The organism is Paenibacillus sp. GCM10027629 (assembly GCF_042676425.1).
Classification (GTDB): domain Bacteria; phylum Bacillota; class Bacilli; order Paenibacillales; family Paenibacillaceae; genus Paenibacillus_K; species Paenibacillus_K terrigena.
Genome location: NZ_JBHTGZ010000009.1, coordinates 26,581 through 43,045, shown reverse-complemented (window position 1 = coordinate 43,045; position 16,465 = coordinate 26,581). Strand labels below are relative to the sequence as shown.

The window sequence follows — 16,465 nt, the reverse complement described above, 5'->3', positions numbered from 1 at the left end:
AAATACGAAGCGTTCCCGAATGGAACTCTAATTACAAAGGAGGAACGATCCGATATGACAACACTTGTGACAAGCCATACGGACTCTCGGATGGCAGAAATCATCGAAAAAGTACAGCGAGGAGAACGTCTTTCACTGGAAGATGGCGTCTATCTGTACCAAAGTGATGACATATTAACCATCGGTCAATTGGCCAATGAGGTCAATCTTAAGAAAAATGGGAAGAAAGTCTATTTCATTGAAAACATGAGCCTCTATTTCACGAACGTCTGTGAATCCCGCTGTGCCTTCTGCAATTTCCGCAAAGATGAAGGCGACGAAGGTGCTTACACCCTTTCCGGCGCTGAGATGATTGAATACGTCGAACAGCATATCAATCCAGGTGTGCGTGAATTTCATATTGTTGGTGGACATAACCAACATGTACCATTTCAATATTATGTCGATTCCCTTCGTGCACTGAATGAGAAATATCCAGATATTACCTTAAAGGCATATACAGCCGCTGAAATTGATTTCTTCACACGGATTAGCGGACTAAGCATTGCCGAAGTCCTTCAAGAGCTGATGAAAGCTGGACTTAAGACCCTCACAGGGGGCGGTGCTGAAATTCTATCCGATCAATATCGTGAGAAAATGCATGTAGACAAAGCGAATGTGGATCGTTATCTAGAAGTGCACCGTGTTGCTCATGAGCTTGGCTTGCGTACACATACAACAATGCTCTACGGTTCCATCGAGAGCCATGAAGATCGCGTTCGACATATGCTGCAGATTCGCGAACTTCAAGATGAGACAAATGGCTTCATGGTATTCATTCCATTATCCATGCAACCGAAGAGTAAATCAGCTGATATTCGCCGCCGCAACTCAGCTTATGAAGACCTTAAGACCATTGCGATCAGCCGATTGATGCTCGACAATATCCAACATATCAAAGCTTACTTCATTAATATCGGAACGCAGTTGACACAAATGGCATTAGCATTCGGCGCATCCGATGCGCATGGTACCATTGTGAAGGAGCGGATCAGCCATGCTGCGGGCGCTCTAACACCTGAAGGCCTAACTCGCGCTGAGTTGATCTGGCTCATTAAAGGCGCGGGCCGAATTCCAGTAGAACGCGATACGTTCTATAACGAAGTGAAGGTATATGAATCTTAATTGAAGTTAAGGACAATTATTCGAGGCATACGGGGAGAGAGCTACTCATGAAAAAATTGGTCATCCTGGGCGGGGGCTATGGTGGACTTGCAGTTGCTAATCGGTTATTAGAAGGTGATATCCCGGTGGACACATCGGTGATGTTAATCGATCGCCAGCCCTATCAAGGACTTAAGACAGAATATTATGCACTCGCAGCTGGTACAGCATCTGATCTTCAAATCCGCGTTGCCTTTCCGACAGACCCGCGAATTGAACTCAAATACGGTGATATTACACGTATCGATTTGCAGGCCAAACATGTCTACTTAAATGCAGAAGAAGTTATTCCTTATGATCAACTTGTTATTGCACTGGGATGTACAGATAAATTTCATGGTATTCTCGGCGCAGAACAATATGCAGAGAGCATTCAATCCTTATCACGAACACGCCGGACGTATCAGATGCTCAATGATGTGAAGCCTTACGGCCAAGTGAACATTATGGGCGGGGGTTTAAGCGGTGTCGAAGTCGCGGCTGAACTTCGTGAGAGTAGACCGGATTTGAACATTCGGATTATTGACCGCGGACCTCGCGTACTCTCGGCTTTCCCTGAGAAGCTGTCCGAATTCGTCTCGGAGTGGTTCCACGAGCATCATGTCGAGCTGAGCTCGCACATTTCAACGACCCAATTAGAGCAAGGCGGCATAATCCATCAGAACGGCGTTATCTATAGTGACGTTACCGTATGGACCGCAGGCATCCAGCCAGTTAAGCCGGTTCAAGACCTAGATGTACCGAAGGATCCGCAAGGACGCGTTCTTCTTAATAGCCATTTCCAAATTCCAGGCCATGAAGAAGTCTATGTGGTAGGTGACTGTGCCTCCCTCTCCTTCTCTCCAAGCGCACAAGCTGCCGGAGCACAAGGAGAGCAAGTTGCAGATGTCATTCAAGCAGGATGGAAAGGTGAGGAGCCGAAGCTTGGCAAGATTAAGCTAAAAGGCGTTCTTGGTTCCTTAGGGAAGAAGAGCGGGTTCGGACTATTAGGAAATAGAACGATGAAAGGACGTGTCCCTCGTGTCTTGAAGATGGGCGTCCTATGGAGATCCAAGCATCATTTCGGTTAATGCTAGCCACTGCTATCTAGAGCTTCAACGGCACGGATTTCTTGCATGATTTTGTCTTCTAATTCATCAATCGTCTCTGCAGCGACAATATCACCATTCACATAAGCGAACGGGAAGAGATAACATTCTCCACAATTCCCAAGGCAGCCATATTCGATGACATCATATGCTGGATTATGCTCCAGCTTCTTCATCACAAGGTCTGTCCCGTGATGCATGTTACTGACGCAGAACTCGATGATCGGTCGCATTGAATCACCCGCTTTGCTGAAGTCGTTTGTTTGAGCCATTTTAATTTAAACATCTTTATACTATAATAAGGTGAGAAAGGAGTTGAAGCAAATGAGTGAAAATACAGCTCAAATGTATGATGAAGTTCTAGAAGTGCTTGATAAACTTCGTCCATTCCTACAACGTGACGGCGGCGACGTTGAACTCGTTGATGTGGAAGACGGTATCGTTAAATTAAAGTTGATGGGTGCTTGCGGCAGCTGCCCAAGTTCCACAATTACTTTGAAAGCAGGGATTGAGCGCGCTTTGGTTGAAGAAGTTGAAGGCGTTCAAGAAGTTGTTCAAGTATTCTAATTTGAATATGATCGAAGCCCTGTAAGTGGCAATAGAAGCAGTCAATCCTCGGATTGGCTGCTTTTTTTGTGCTGATGATGTCACGATATATCCAGAATAAAGTAAATCCTACAGGAAATACTATGGGCACCAGATTGACTTGAGGAAGGATCGTTATGTCATCACAAGAGCAACAACAAGAACAACAAACAGCCACAATAAGCAGCAATCTATCGGATAATATTACACAGATCAATTCCATCTTCCAGGGATTTCCTGATCTCGTGATTCGTGAGTTCACGATCCAATCTACCCGCAAAGCCGCAGCGCTTGTCTATTTAGGCGGGCTTACCGATAAGAATTCCGTGAATAATAACGTACTTGAGCCACTCATGTTCCAATTAAATATGAGCCCCACCGTATCCATCAGTCATCTGATTGCGGAGGACAAGTGGAGAGCGATATCAACTGCGATCTTAGGAGGCAGCAGTGTCCTATTCGTGAATGGAAGCGCAGAGGCTTCCATCCTCGATACGCAAGGGTGGCCGCAGCGGTCCATCGGGGATCCGCAGATCGAATCATCCCTGAAGGGAGCGCATCAGGGCTTTGTCGAGACAGGAAGCCAGAATATCGCACTTATTCGCCGCTATATTCCAAGTACTGAGCTTAAGATTAAGGAGCTTAAAGTCGGTGTTCGTGGCAATACAACCGTATCGATCTTGTACTTGGGTGATGTTGCACAGCCTGAAATCCTCGAGGAATTAGAGAAGCGCATTCAGAAGATTAATGTGGATGCCATTATTAACGCGGGAGAACTTGGGGAATTCATTGAGGATAATCCCTATTCCCCATTTCCACAATTCGTCTCTACGGAGCGTCCGGATTCTGCGGCTTCGCAAATTTTGCAGGGACGATATGTCATGGTCGTTGACGGGTCTCCAAATGTGCTGATCGGTCCGGCGACCTTTGTGTCCTTCTTCCAGAGCATCGACGATTATAGTACACGGTGGCTCATCTCTTCTTTTATTCGCGTGACTCGGTATTTTGCCTTTTTTATTGCGCTCTTTCTACCTGCGATCTATATCGCGCTCATCTCCTTCAATTATGTCGTAATCCCGATTAAATTGATCATTTCGATCGGCGAATCGAGAGAACGTGTTCCTTTCCCGCCTTTCGCCGAAGCGATTATGATGGAGATCACCCTAGAGATGCTGCGCGAGGCAGGTATTCGACTACCTGCACCGATTGGACAGACGGTAGGCATTGTTGGAGGGATTGTCATTGGCCAGGCTGCAGTACAAGCTGGTATTGTGAGCAATATTATGGTCATCGTCGTCGCCTCGACCGCCATCGCATCCTTCATCATCCCGAACTATGATATGGGGGCAGCCGTCCGCTTCCTTCGATTTCCCATGATGATCATTGCCTCGATATTCGGTATCGTCGGGATTGCCGCAGGACTGATGACTTTAATTATCCACCTAGTCACCTTGAAATCGCTCGATACGCCTTACGGCAGTCCGCTGGCTCCTGTCCGATTCACCGATTGGAAGGACACCTTCATCCGTGCGCCGCTGTGGATCATGAAGAAGAGACCTGTCAATGCAGATCCGGTTCAACTGGACCGACAAGACCCCATTCCATCCAAGGAGAAACCATGATACGAAATACGAACTCCATTCAAATTACATGGCTGCAATATGTATTTCTCATTCACGGCACCCAGGTCGGTGTCGGCTTCTTGACGCTCCCACGCGAATTATCTCAAGCAACAGGCACCTACGGCTGGATATCAATCATCTTCGGATGGGCATTATCCGTCGTTGCAAGCTTATTCATCATCCAGGCGCTGAAAGTACATCCAGGCGCAACACTGTTCGATCTGTTCAAGTTATATCTTGGAAAATGGTTCGGTAAAGCCGCTTCGATTCTTCTTATCATCTATTTTATAGGAAGCAGTATCACGATCTTGATCTCAATTGTCTCGATTCTAAAAATATGGTTATTGCCAAACACCCCTAATCTTATGCTCATGCTTCTCTTATCGATTCCAACCTATATGATTGTTCGGCACGGACTTACCATGATTGGAAGGTATGCAGAAATCATTTTCTACTTCTCTCTGTGGATTATTGTGCTGCTTGTTTTTCCTGTGAATCATAGTCATTGGTTGTATCTGCTACCCATAATCAAAGAAGGCTGGCTACCCATTCTATCTGCAACGAAGCTGACGCTCTTATCCTTCCTTGGATTCGAAATCTCGTTCGTTCTCTATCCATTTCTCATGAAGAAGCAGAACGCCGCCTCAGCCGTTATCGTTGCGAATACGTTAACCATGTGCTTCTACGGCCTAACCACCGTGGTCTGCTTAGCTTACTTCAGCTCCTTGGAGATTCTGCAATATACATGGCCGACGCTAAGTCTGTTGAAAGTCATCCGGGTACAGTTCCTGGATCGATGGGATATCATCTTCCTCGCGATGTATATGATCGTTATCTCGGTAACCTGGATCGTCTATATGTCCATAGCCGTATACGGTGTAAAACGTCTGATGCCTTCATCGAATCCAAGCCTTGTAACGGGGCTGATCCTGATTCTTCCCATAGCATTATCTATGATGCTGGCCCTCTCGCAAAGTCAGGTTACTCAGATCATGAAAACGCTTAGTATCGTTGGGAGCATCATTGCCTACGTCTTTCCTGTTTGCTTATGGATTTATGCCAAAATATACGCCGGATTTCACCAAAGTCAGGGAGGGGATTCCGCTTGAAATCTCAACACTGGCGGCACCTATGCCTCATCTTCGTCCTACTAGGCGTCTTACCTGGATGCTACGACAAAATGTACTTGGAAGATGCTACTCTCACGCTCATGCTTGGATTAGACGTGGATGAAGACAACCGATTCTTGGTCTATGCTTCCAGCCCAGTATTCAATAAGGATGCGAAGAAAAAAACCGAGGAATTCTATGATATTAGACCAATCTCTGTTCGGCGGAGCAAAATTGATTTTGACACAATATCCACAGGGATTCCCAGCGCCGGAAAAATCCAATCCATCTTGATCGGCAAAAAGCTTTTGGAACAAGAGAATTGGTTCTCCCTTCTTGATCCTCTCTTCCGCAATGCAGAGACAACGGTTACTTCATATGTCATCGTTGTAGATGGACCTGTAGCCGAAATTACCCATTTCCATCCTGAGGACAAACCGCCGTTACCGATGCTCCTCGTTAAATTAATCACTTCTACGGCCCATAAAAACGCGACACTAGATACAACGCTGCAGGAATTTCATCGCCAAATGTATGATAAGAGCATGACCCCTTCGCTTCCGCTGCTTCGAAAAGATCGTGATCTGATCGCGATGGGCGCGGCATTGCTTAATGAGCAAGGAAAATATGTAACGAGCCTCAACCTGCAAGAAACCATACTCCTTCGGATATTGCAAAGGGATATTAGCCATATCGCATCGTATACAATGACGGCAAAGGAGCTTCAAACGGGTCCGCCGAATCCGATTGTAAAGAGTAAACTCAGCATCGACATTCTGAAGTCCAAAGCGCATATTTGGACAACGTATCAGGGCGGTAAATTCGGCTTCGATATTCGGTTTAAGATGCGTACGCGCTTAACGGAGCGGACCTTTCCTTTCCGAATGCTCGCGCATGAGCAGCAGTTGCAGCAGCAAATAGAGTCAATATTAGAGCGAGATCTTACAGCGCTGATCCATAAAATTCAGAAGAATCGGATTGACCCGTTCGGGCTTGGCATCTTTGCGCAAGCCTACCAGTACCATGCTTGGAAGAAGGTTCAAGATGACTGGGGGAAAGCATTATCCGAAGCGGAAATTAAGGTAACCGTGAAGATGGAAATGACCGATAGTGGTGTTCTGCAATGAGCGACGAAAACCAGCCCATTCTTCATCAGAATGGGCTGTTCCTAATGATCGCTCTTACGAAAAAGCTGACACCTGTATGTACAGATGTCAGCCTCTCTTATTTCGTAATTATTCAAATGCCGGCAATACTGCTTCACCATATTTCTCTGCAATGAATTTCTTCAGTTCTGGCGAATGAAGGGCTGCTGCCAGCTTCTTCATCGCATCGGAGTCTTTGTTGTCTGGACGAGCAACAAGGATATTCGTGTATGGGGAGTCGCTTCCTTCAATAAAGAGCGAATCCTTCGTCGGTGACAGCTCTGCTTGCAGCGCATAGTTCGTATTAATAATTGCAGCATCGAATTCATCAAGGACACGTGGAAGCATTGCTGCTTCTAGCTCTTTAAAATTCAAATTTTTCGGGTTTTTCGTAATATCGCGGATCGTTGCGTCCGCTACTTTGCCTTCGGCGAGCTCAATTAACCCTTGTTTTTGCAATAACAACAAAGCGCGCGCGCCGTTCGAAGCATCGTTCGGGATAGCAATGGTTGCGCCATCTTTCAATTCGTCAACCGATTTGATCTTTTTGGAGTATGCGCCGATCGGTTCAAGATGGACGCCTACCACGCTGACAAGATCCATGTTGCGATCCTTATTCATTTGATCCAAGTACGGCTGATGCTGGAAGAAGTTCGCATCAAGCTGCTTCTCGAACACTTGCACGTTCGGCTGTACGTAATCCGTAAATTCCTTCACTTCAAGCGTAACGCCTTCCTTCTCCAACATTGGCTTCAAGAAGTTCAGAATTTCAGCATGCGGTACAGCTGTCGCTCCGACTGTTAGTGTCGTCGTCTCTTGCTTGCTTCCGTTGCTCTCCTCACCGCTGCTTGCACTGTTCTTCTCGCCGCAACCTGCTGCAATCACCGCAAACGCGAGTACTGCTGTTAATGTGATCAACCATTTTTTCATTGTAAATCCCCCCATGATAATGTGAATTTATTGCATCTATATTATTTTCTAGAAAACCGCTTAACAAGAATATCACCAAGCACTTGGATCAACTGAACGATAATAATCATTAAGATGACGGCAACGACCATAATCTCCATCTCATACCGTTGATAGCCATATCGAATGGCCAAATCCCCAAGACCGCCGCCCCCAATCAATCCGGACATCGCCGTGTAGGAGACTAACGTTACAATCGTGATGGTGATACCCGCAATCAGACTCGGCATGGATTCTGGCAGTAATACTTTACCCACGATCTGTCCTTTTGAAGCTCCCATCGATTCAGCCGCTTCGATCACCCCGCGATCCACCTCACGAAGCGAGGTCTCCACGAGTCTGGCGAAGAACGGAGCCGCTGCGAGTACGAGCGGGGGAATGGAACCAAGTACACCGATCGAAGTCCCAACAATTAATTTCGTCAAAGGGATAATCGAAATCATCAGAATGACGAAAGGCACGGAACGCAAAATATTGACGATGAACGAAATCACCCGATAGAGCATCCGGCTCCAAACCGTATTTCCTCTTGCGGTCATGAATAGCAGGATGCCGATCGGAAGCCCGATAATAAATGTGAATATCCCAGAGAAGAACAACATGCGCAGCGTGTCCCACGTTGCCGTCCAAATTTCGGACCAATAGATTTTCGAGAAATCAAACCCCGTAGATAGGAGTATCATCCGATCACCTCCAATTCATGTACCTGTGTGCGCAACATCTCATATGTCTTCGCAATCGCTTCTTTATCCCCTTCAAAGCGCACGATGAGCTGACCATACGGCGTGTCTTTCATCGTGGCAATCGTCCCTTGTAGAATCGCAAAGGAGACGCCTGTCGACTGAACAGCCTCAGATAGAATCGGTTGATACGTTGATGTCCCTAAGAAGTTAATCTTCACGACCTCGGTATGATCATTCGATGGTAACGAAGCAATTAGACGGTCTAGCAGCTCCGCGCTCTCATTTTCTTCCCGAATAAAATCTCGGGTAACTGCATGCTGAGGCTTCAAGAAGACTTCGGTCACAGGTCCTTGCTCTACAATGCGGCCATCATGGATAACTGCTACCGTATCGCAAATCGTCTGAATGACGTGCATCTCATGTGTAATGAGCACGATCGTAATGCCGAATTGTTTATTAATATCGAGCAGCAATCGTAGAATCGATTGCGTCGTCTGCGGGTCTAGCGCGGATGTAGCCTCATCGCACAAGAGCACCTCGGGATCATTCGCTAGCGCACGAGCGATACCCACACGCTGCTTCTGTCCACCGGACAGCTGTGATGGATATTTATTCCGGTGCTCTTCTAGACCGACAAGTTTCAGAAGGTTGTCCACCTTCTGTTCGACTTCTGCTTTGGGTGTCCGTACTAACCGCAGCGGAAAGGCAATGTTATCAAAAATGGTGGCAGACGATAATAAATTGAAATGCTGAAAGATCATTCCGATCTTGCGACGCTGTCCTTGCAGATCTACATCCGACAAAGCCGTAAGATTAGTGTCGCCAATCCACACTTCACCTGCCGTTGGGCGTTCGAGCAGATTGATACTGCGCAGCAGCGTACTCTTGCCCGCACCCGAATGTCCAATGATTCCGAAAATTTCGCCTCGATCAATGGTTACATTGATGTCTGAAAGCGCAACGGTCTGTTTATGCTTACTGCCGTAGGTCTTCGACAGTTGTTTAAGCTGTATCATGATTGTCCCCTCTCGTTTCTGATCGAGTAATGAGAAAAACTTTTTGTGGTCAAAAAAGCCCTTTTCCGGCACAACGGAAAAGGGCTGACAAGTCATCATAGTCCTCTTCTCATCTACCAGAATTCTGACATGAATTCTGAAGGATTTAGCACCATGACACTCCATATCCGTATAATCACTGGATCTGGAATCGGTTGCCGGGCTTCACAGGGCCTGTCCCTCCGCCGCTCTCGATAAGAAAGTATCGTTTGTATTAAATTTAAATTGAGTATAGTGTTGATGCAATTAAATGTCAAACAGAAAAAAATTCCAATTATCGTTGATACTTGTTACGCAGCATTATTTCGATATATTCGAACGCTGCTTGCAAGGTATCACAGGCCATTCGATAACCGAGCTCCAGGTCATTTTGACGTTGCTGAATATCCTCCAGTTTAATCTTGCCATCGAGTGTCTGATCTCGTTGATTAAGATCGTCCTGCATCTCCATATTCATGTAATGAATTTCGATATTACGCCATTTGCGAAGATGGCGAAGCGGCTCATTATATTGTTCCTTCAATGTATTTAGCTTATCCATGAGTGCCAAATGCACACCCAAATATCGAAATTGCCGCAAGACGGTAAAAAAAGAAAAATGAGCTTTGGCTCGTTCGGTATGGAGTTCAAAGAGGTCATTCATCAATGTACCCAGCTTATCCAATATCGAGAATACCCGAATAAATCCGTCCTTATAGAAATAGACATGCCTGTGATAATCCGTATTTTCTTGCTGCGACATTTCATCTTGATACGAATTCCGAACGCGATCCGCAAAATGGCCCGCTAAGAAAACACTCTGCTCCAACTCATCTAAGGATTCGATCAGACCTTTCGTCCAAATCTCATGTTTACGCCAAATATGCTCGGGATCATGTCCCTCAGAGATACGTTTCTGAAGCCGACGCAACACATGCTGCATGGCCTCGACAGCACCTTGCATTTCAGCGAGCTCCGCGCGAGGAGGCAGTCCTAACAAGATTCGCAGCATATCGTTCACACTCCCTTGATGATTGATAAATAATGATATGTATCCCGAGTAAAACAAAAAGTTCTCGAACTTCACATGCTCGACAACTTTCGTTTCATTTTAGTATATCCGATTTTATCGTTTGCCCATTTGCCATACCCTGACACTCATATAACACAACACGCCGAACAGACCTGCAATGAGTACAGTATGGAACAAGCCCGCGAACAAGCCCGCATTCTCATCCCCTAACGTGAATACAACCCATGCCCCGCTCAGAATTTGTGCAGCACATAAGATTAGAGCACAAACACCTATAATCCGTAACTCACGAATTTGCTTATGATTGTGATATGCGAAATGCGCTAGCGTCGCTACAGCGATGAATAGGATGAGTGCTGCAACACGATGAATAAAGGCAATCAGTGTCGTTCCATGAAGTTCTGGAATAATCTCTCCATTACAGAGCGGCCAGCCTTGGCAGCCACCATAGGCTTCCGTATGCCGTACAAATGCACCAATATAGACAACGACATAGGCATATAACGTCACAATCCATGTCGCTGTTCGGAATCTGCCGGATACGTACACATCGGATGGCGCATTGTCATCCAACCCCCGGCTCCACTTGTTCAAGACAATCGAGAGCAGCAGTGTCCCTGCAAAAGCGATAAGCGAAAATCCGTAATGCAGTGCCATGACGGCTGGAACTTGTCCAAGCACGACGGCAAGCGCACCCATAATGGCTTGAATAAATGTAAATAAAAATGCGATCAAAGCATACCACCAAGCATCTTTACGTTCTTTCACATGACGCCATACCGCGATGAACAAGACTAGCACAAGAATTCCTACAAGTCCGCTCACAGCACGGTGCGAATATTCAATCATTGAAGTGATCGTATAGGCAGGCACAAATTTGCCATTGCACAGCGGCCATTCCGCGCCACATCCCTGACCGGAACCCGTCTTCGTGACTAATGCACCATTCAAGAGAACCAGCATCATCCCGATACAAGTGATATAAGCAAGCCACTTTAAAGTATTCGCTCTCAATCCTTCACCCACTTACTCTCTCAAGAAGTAAATTTCACCATTTCTCATTATACCTGATTTCAAGTTGAAAACGAAGGCGGAATTGTGACAAAACACATTGTAAATGGACAAAAAAGGATATAAAAAAAGCCACATCATCGTGAGATGACATGGCTTGTTCGAACTTATTTGGATTTCTTTACGGTATTTGCGACGGCGATTGCACGATCCAAGAATTCTTCAATCTCTTCACGTGTCTTACGCAGCTTACTTACGAACCGAATCAGCTCTTGGCCATCTACATAGGCGATAAAACTCGGAATCCCGAGAATGTTATATCGCTCGCACAAGTCCGGTAATTCATCGCGGTCAATATGAACGAAGGTGAGTTGATCGGCATACTTCGCTTCAACCTCCGGCATAAATGGATCGATAAAATGACAGTCCTTGCACCATACGGCTTTAAATACACCGATCGTTGGTTTGGACGAGGCGATGACCTCGTTAAATTGCGCTTCTGACGTTAATTTCTCCATTGTGAACACTCCTTCATAGGGAATTGAACTCCATTAGGAATCTGAAGATTGAACGGCTTGTCCACGCTGCAATCGCATCAATGGCTGGAATACCTTGCGAAGCGGACGCGGATAACTGCTAAGCTCCTGCTGCGTAACGACACGGAACACGACCAGCATCACGGGATAGAGTACAATCAACACCAATCCGACTAAACTGGATGAGATGAAATACGCGATACGCGCATGCATAACATGAGTTAATTGATTACCTGCCCATTCGATAAGATAACCAATACCTGCTAGTGCAATGACCGTCGTCAAGAAACCAGCCCACCGTGAGCCCAAGATCTTAAAATCGACGATTTGCTTGAGCGAACGTTGATTCAAATACATCGTAACGGCAAAGCAAAGCATCGTTGAACCGACAATCCCATAAATGCCGAAAACATAACCCAGCGTGAAACTTCCGACTAACTTTACGGCAATACCAATCATCACGTGAAACATCGGTGTCTTAGGTCGTCCAAGACCGAAGAGAATCGAACCTGATACCATCATAACAATCTGGAAAATGGTACAGAACGTTAATAACGAAATAATTCCGCTTCCATTCGTACTACTGAATAACAGACCATTCACGGAGAAGGCTGCTGTACAAAGAATGAGCACGATTGGCGTCCCAGACAGAATCGCAATCCGAAGAGCTAAAGTTACCTGCTTATTCAGATGATCCATCTCTTTGCGCGCAAAAGCGCTTGAAATAATCGGAATGATCGATGTACTTAGTGCGATCGCCAGAATCGGGGGAATACCTGCAATGGATTGTGCATTCATCGTTAAGACTTTAAGCGCTTCCTTCGCAAGAGGTTCGCCAATCTGTCCTTTCAGAATTGGAACGATTATACTCGAATCAATGAAATAAATGATAGGTACTGCAAGCGACGTAATGACGATCGGAATCGAAAGCTTGAAAATATCCTTGTATATTTGACGAAGAGGCATAAAAACGCTCTTATCTTGCCCATTCCGGGCTAGTCCCGCTTCACGGTCTGCCTTCTTCAGCTTCCTAGCATAGTACAACATCACGAGAAAGGCGCCGATACTGCCTAATACGCCGCCGAAGGAAGCGCCTGCAGCCATTTTCTCTTCACTGTAGCCCCACGTTAAGAACAGATATGCAAGACCAACAGCTGTTATTACACGTAAAATTTGCTCAATAATTTGCGATATCCCGCCGGGTGCCATTTGATTTCGCCCTTGGAAATAACCGCGCATCATCGCGATAACAGGGAACAAGATCAGCGCTGGCGCTAAAGCTCGAATAGCAAGCGTCGCCTCCGGAACGGAACTCATCTCTGCATAGACAGGCGCGAATATGTAGAGCAGCGCTGTGATGAGCCCCCCCATACCTAAGCCGAATAGAATAGCAGCAAAATAAATCCGCTGCGCTTCTTCTGGGCGATTCAGCGCATATTTCTCGGACACCATCTTACCTAACGTGCTTGGAATGCCGGCTGTCGCGAATGTCAGTAGCATTAAATAGACATTCGATGCCAATCCAAAGGCCGCCCCTCCGCTTACCCCAAGCATATGCTCCAAAGGCACCCGCTGTACCACACCAAGCACGCGTGCGATTAACGCAGCTGCTGCGAGTATGAGCGTCCCTTTGATAAATGATTCTTTTGCCACGACAACAATCTTCCCTTCTCCTCTACTTACGCATTAATAACCCAGATGATGAAGATTACGATCATGGCAAGCTGCAACACAATCTTCACGAGGGTACTTGTGAACAAGCCCACTAATGAGCCAAAACCAACCTTAATCGCACGATTCATATCGGAACCCGTCATCATCTCGCCAATCATTGCACCGAGCAACGGCCCGAGCAGTAGACCTGCAACCGGGATCACAAAGGGGCCAATAATAATCCCAATCGTACTCCCAATAATGGATGCGCGTGAACCACCATATTTCTTAACACCCCAGGCGCTGACCACATAATCGGCGATAAACAGCACAATAACGATGGCTGTCTGAATACTCCAGAACCATATTCCAAAAGGCTCGAAGCTAATACATAGTCCGTAAACGAAGTATGCCGCATAAATGGCCACTGCCCCCGGTAGAATCGGGTAGATTGTACCAGCCATGCCTACTGCGAATAAGACGACAACCAAGATCCAGCCGATGATCTCTAGAGTCATCTCGAACTCCTCCTATTTCAATAAATATTTACGGATCACTTCAGCGACACCGTCTTCTTCATTGGAAGCTACGACTTGGTCTGCCGCTTCCTTCACTGTCTCTTGTGCATTGCCCATCGCAACCCCGAGACCAACGGCTTGAATCGCTGCTAGATCATTAATACTGTCGCCAACGGCAACCACTTCATGCATACCAATCCCGAGCAGCTCACATACATCCAGAAGTCCTGATGCCTTAGATATGCCCTTCGGATTTAATTCAATATTGGTCGGCGAAGAATTCGTAATCTCCAGCCCGCCCATTGCTCGAAGCAGGGATAAGATCTCATGACGCATCCCCTCATCTTCAACGGTATATCCAAATTTGAGCCATTCTTTATCCTCGAAGATGATCTCGTTATCCCAGCTCGAGCGCAGATAGATTTGACCTACCGAATAAGCCCAGAACCATACATCATAACGCTTCGCGATCTGATACAGCTCCTTCATGACTCCTGCATCCATCAGATGTCTGCGATGAAGCTGATAGGGCGCTGACCATACCTCGCCGCCGTTCACCGTAATCATCGGTGAGTCCAGTCCAAGCTGCTTCGCGTAAGGCATGGCAGAATCGAATCCACGACCCGTTGAGAAGCTGACCGTAATGCCTGCCTTCACAGCCTCCTGTATCCAATACGCTGTATCCGGTGTAATCTGCTGTCGATCATTTAATACTGTTCCATCCATGTCGAGTGCCAGCAATTTATAGTTTCCCATTGTCTCCTCCAATTCTCTATCTGGTATTCCGCATTTGCTGCATATCGACATTTTACCATAGATCGTGTTAAAAAGTTAAAAAGACAAGGGCCATCAGAAACCGTTTCAGGGAGGAACTCCATTTACGCCCTTTACGCATCGCATCATCCCACCTCTCGTGAGGGGTTAATTTGTCCCCTCATACTCCATTAAATGCAGGACCTTATCCGATTGTTCCGCCCCTCCAAAAAAGTTGGATATAGGAAACTATTGGACGAAAGAAAAAGAGAGCAAATTTCTGCTCTCTTCTCGCGCATGTGTTATACGAAATTCAACCCGCCATTGAAGGGGAGTGGAACGGGAAAAACGTGGTTCAGGAGGGTTCTTAATTCCTCCTCCATGGAAATGGCTTCATTTGAACCGAATAACACATCCAGCAGCTCTTCTGGTGTGACTTCAACAGATCGATCACCGACGGTAATCAATGTATGACCATTTTCCAATGACGATACAGTGATCTGTTCTGCAACCTCCGATGATTGCGTCGCCAGATACGGACGCAGTTGTTCGAGTAGTCGCTCTGAACGAATAATCTTCAACGTCCCTCCGCATTTCCATTCTTCATGAAATACATGCTTCAATTGTACTTGCATCTCGAGATCATGAGCAGGTACGGTTATGTTCAATCCCGCTGCAGCATGGGTTGTCATCGCGCGCTCGAACAACATATGTATCGTAGCCCGATCTCCAGCATAATGATACACCTCAGGGCTGACCTCGATCGATACTGCTGTAGGGATACTGTAGACAATAAATGCCTGAACCTTACCTTCACGCTCAGCCACCAGTGAGTGCATCGTATGCTTCCTATTGCTCGCGACCGCACCGGCCTCAATCAATTGCGCTAAGTCCCATAGGCTCTGCTCGTACCGTACGGATTCACCTTGGGTTAGATGATGAAGCTGGAACCAATCTGTCGATTGAATTTCCCTAATTACGAATTGATCTGTTGCCTCTCTGAGCTCCTGACTGGAGAAGTGGGATGAATCGTATCGATATCCATACACTCGTCCGAATGGGTAACAGCCTGCCCGAGAATACAAAGAACGACTACCGGATACGAACAACATAGTTCCATCTGCATGATCGATATGTGAGAATATTTCACTCAATATATCCCCAGCAATCCCTTGTCCCCGATAATCGGGATGTGTACATACCGAGCCTAGACTATATACATTCAACGCTGCGGGGCCAATGCGAATCACAGCAGGTACGAGTCCCATAAAGGAAACTAATTTTCCATCAACAAATGCACCATAGGATTGACCTAAACTACTGGAGAACACAAAAGGATACGCTTCACCCATCGAACGATGCTCATGATCCCGAAATGTAGCATCTGAGAGGGCAATTGCCTCTTTCCATTCTTGCTCGGATTGTAATCTTCGAATATCTGCCATGCTATGAACCTCCCCATGCATTAATTGATCAGATTTGATTAACAACATACTTTGACAAAAACAATCATTTTCCTGCCT

General features: G+C 46.3%; 17 protein-coding genes and 1 riboswitch. Of the genes, 6 read left to right on the top strand and 11 right to left on the bottom strand.

All coding sequences use genetic code 11. The features are described 5' to 3' along the window. Window positions 1–54: 54 nt before the first annotated feature. Window positions 55–1,164, top strand: a complete 1,110-nt coding sequence (gene mqnE, locus ACFQZR_RS09360; protein ID WP_379345130.1) for an aminofutalosine synthase MqnE — start codon at window positions 55–57, stop codon at window positions 1,162–1,164. A gap of 47 nt (window positions 1,165–1,211) precedes the next feature. Then, complete coding sequence (locus ACFQZR_RS09355) at window positions 1,212–2,273, top strand: NAD(P)/FAD-dependent oxidoreductase (RefSeq protein WP_379345128.1); 1,062 nt, start codon at window positions 1,212–1,214, stop codon at window positions 2,271–2,273. A 2-nt stretch (window positions 2,274–2,275) separates the two neighbouring features. On the opposite strand, the gene ACFQZR_RS09350 is transcribed toward ACFQZR_RS09355, so the two are convergent. Next, a complete protein-coding gene (locus ACFQZR_RS09350) occupies window positions 2,276–2,524 on the bottom strand; it encodes a YuzB family protein (RefSeq protein WP_379348780.1) in 249 nt (82 codons plus the stop codon). Window positions 2,525–2,615: 91 nt separating this feature from the next. Here ACFQZR_RS09350 and ACFQZR_RS09345 point away from each other — a divergent pair, with 91 nt between their 5' ends. The 4 genes from ACFQZR_RS09345 (at window position 2,616) to ACFQZR_RS09330 (ending at window position 6,734) form a co-directional block, all read left to right on the top strand. Continuing rightward, window positions 2,616–2,858: a NifU family protein gene (locus ACFQZR_RS09345; protein ID WP_018758885.1), complete on the top strand. Its 243-nt coding sequence runs from the start codon at window positions 2,616–2,618 to the stop codon at window positions 2,856–2,858. A gap of 155 nt (window positions 2,859–3,013) precedes the next feature. After that, entirely contained in the window at window positions 3,014–4,498 is a 1,485-nt protein-coding gene (locus ACFQZR_RS09340; RefSeq protein ID WP_379345125.1) for a spore germination protein, read from the top strand. Beyond that, window positions 4,495–5,607 carry a GerAB/ArcD/ProY family transporter gene (locus ACFQZR_RS09335; RefSeq protein WP_379345123.1) on the top strand — a complete coding sequence of 371 codons (1,113 nt, stop codon included), beginning with the start codon at window positions 4,495–4,497 and terminating at the stop codon, window positions 5,605–5,607. The genes ACFQZR_RS09340 and ACFQZR_RS09335 overlap by 4 nt, the downstream gene beginning before the upstream one ends. Beyond that, complete coding sequence (locus ACFQZR_RS09330; protein WP_379345121.1) at window positions 5,604–6,734, top strand: Ger(x)C family spore germination protein; 1,131 nt, start codon at window positions 5,604–5,606, stop codon at window positions 6,732–6,734. Before ACFQZR_RS09335 ends, ACFQZR_RS09330 begins: the two co-directional genes overlap by 4 nt. A 108-nt stretch (window positions 6,735–6,842) precedes the next feature. Here the strand turns inward: ACFQZR_RS09330 and ACFQZR_RS09325 are convergent, their stop codons facing one another. The 10 genes from ACFQZR_RS09325 to ACFQZR_RS09280 all read right to left on the bottom strand — a co-directional run bounded on the left by ACFQZR_RS09325 (window position 6,843) and on the right by ACFQZR_RS09280 (window position 16,387). After that, a complete protein-coding gene (locus ACFQZR_RS09325; RefSeq protein ID WP_379345119.1) occupies window positions 6,843–7,682 on the bottom strand; it encodes a MetQ/NlpA family ABC transporter substrate-binding protein in 840 nt (279 codons plus the stop codon). 41 nt (window positions 7,683–7,723) lie between these two features. Beyond that, the gene (locus tag ACFQZR_RS09320; RefSeq protein WP_379345117.1) at window positions 7,724–8,404 is read right to left on the bottom strand and encodes a methionine ABC transporter permease; all 681 of its coding nucleotides are present in this window, start codon (window positions 8,402–8,404) and stop codon (window positions 7,724–7,726) included. Then, a complete protein-coding gene (locus tag ACFQZR_RS09315; RefSeq protein WP_379345114.1) occupies window positions 8,401–9,420 on the bottom strand; it encodes a methionine ABC transporter ATP-binding protein in 1,020 nt (339 codons plus the stop codon). The genes ACFQZR_RS09320 and ACFQZR_RS09315 overlap by 4 nt, the downstream gene beginning before the upstream one ends. Window positions 9,421–9,526: 106 nt before the next feature. Beyond that, a riboswitch (SAM riboswitch) is annotated at window positions 9,527–9,660 on the bottom strand. A gap of 73 nt (window positions 9,661–9,733) precedes the next feature. Continuing rightward, window positions 9,734–10,450 (bottom strand): Cthe_2314 family HEPN domain-containing protein, encoded by a 717-nt coding sequence (locus ACFQZR_RS09310; protein ID WP_379345112.1) that lies wholly within the window; start codon window positions 10,448–10,450, stop codon window positions 9,734–9,736. 114 nt (window positions 10,451–10,564) lie between these two features. Further along, on the bottom strand, window positions 10,565–11,485 hold the full coding sequence (locus ACFQZR_RS09305) for a COX15/CtaA family protein (protein ID WP_018758893.1): 921 nt from the start codon (window positions 11,483–11,485) through the stop codon (window positions 10,565–10,567). A 164-nt stretch (window positions 11,486–11,649) separates the two neighbouring features. Continuing rightward, entirely contained in the window at window positions 11,650–12,000 is a 351-nt protein-coding gene (locus ACFQZR_RS09300; protein ID WP_379345109.1) for a thioredoxin family protein, read from the bottom strand. 33 nt (window positions 12,001–12,033) lie between these two features. Further along, window positions 12,034–13,671, bottom strand: a complete 1,638-nt coding sequence (locus ACFQZR_RS09295; protein WP_379345107.1) for a putative polysaccharide biosynthesis protein — start codon at window positions 13,669–13,671, stop codon at window positions 12,034–12,036. Window positions 13,672–13,697: 26 nt separating this feature from the next. Next, a complete protein-coding gene (locus tag ACFQZR_RS09290; RefSeq protein ID WP_379345105.1) occupies window positions 13,698–14,189 on the bottom strand; it encodes a DUF456 domain-containing protein in 492 nt (163 codons plus the stop codon). 12 nt (window positions 14,190–14,201) lie between these two features. Next, window positions 14,202–14,945 carry a Cof-type HAD-IIB family hydrolase gene (locus ACFQZR_RS09285; protein ID WP_379345103.1) on the bottom strand — a complete coding sequence of 248 codons (744 nt, stop codon included), beginning with the start codon at window positions 14,943–14,945 and terminating at the stop codon, window positions 14,202–14,204. Between the two features lie 299 nt (window positions 14,946–15,244). Continuing rightward, window positions 15,245–16,387, bottom strand: a complete 1,143-nt coding sequence (locus tag ACFQZR_RS09280; RefSeq protein WP_379345101.1) for a GNAT family N-acetyltransferase — start codon at window positions 16,385–16,387, stop codon at window positions 15,245–15,247. Between the last annotated feature and the right edge of the window lie 78 nt (window positions 16,388–16,465).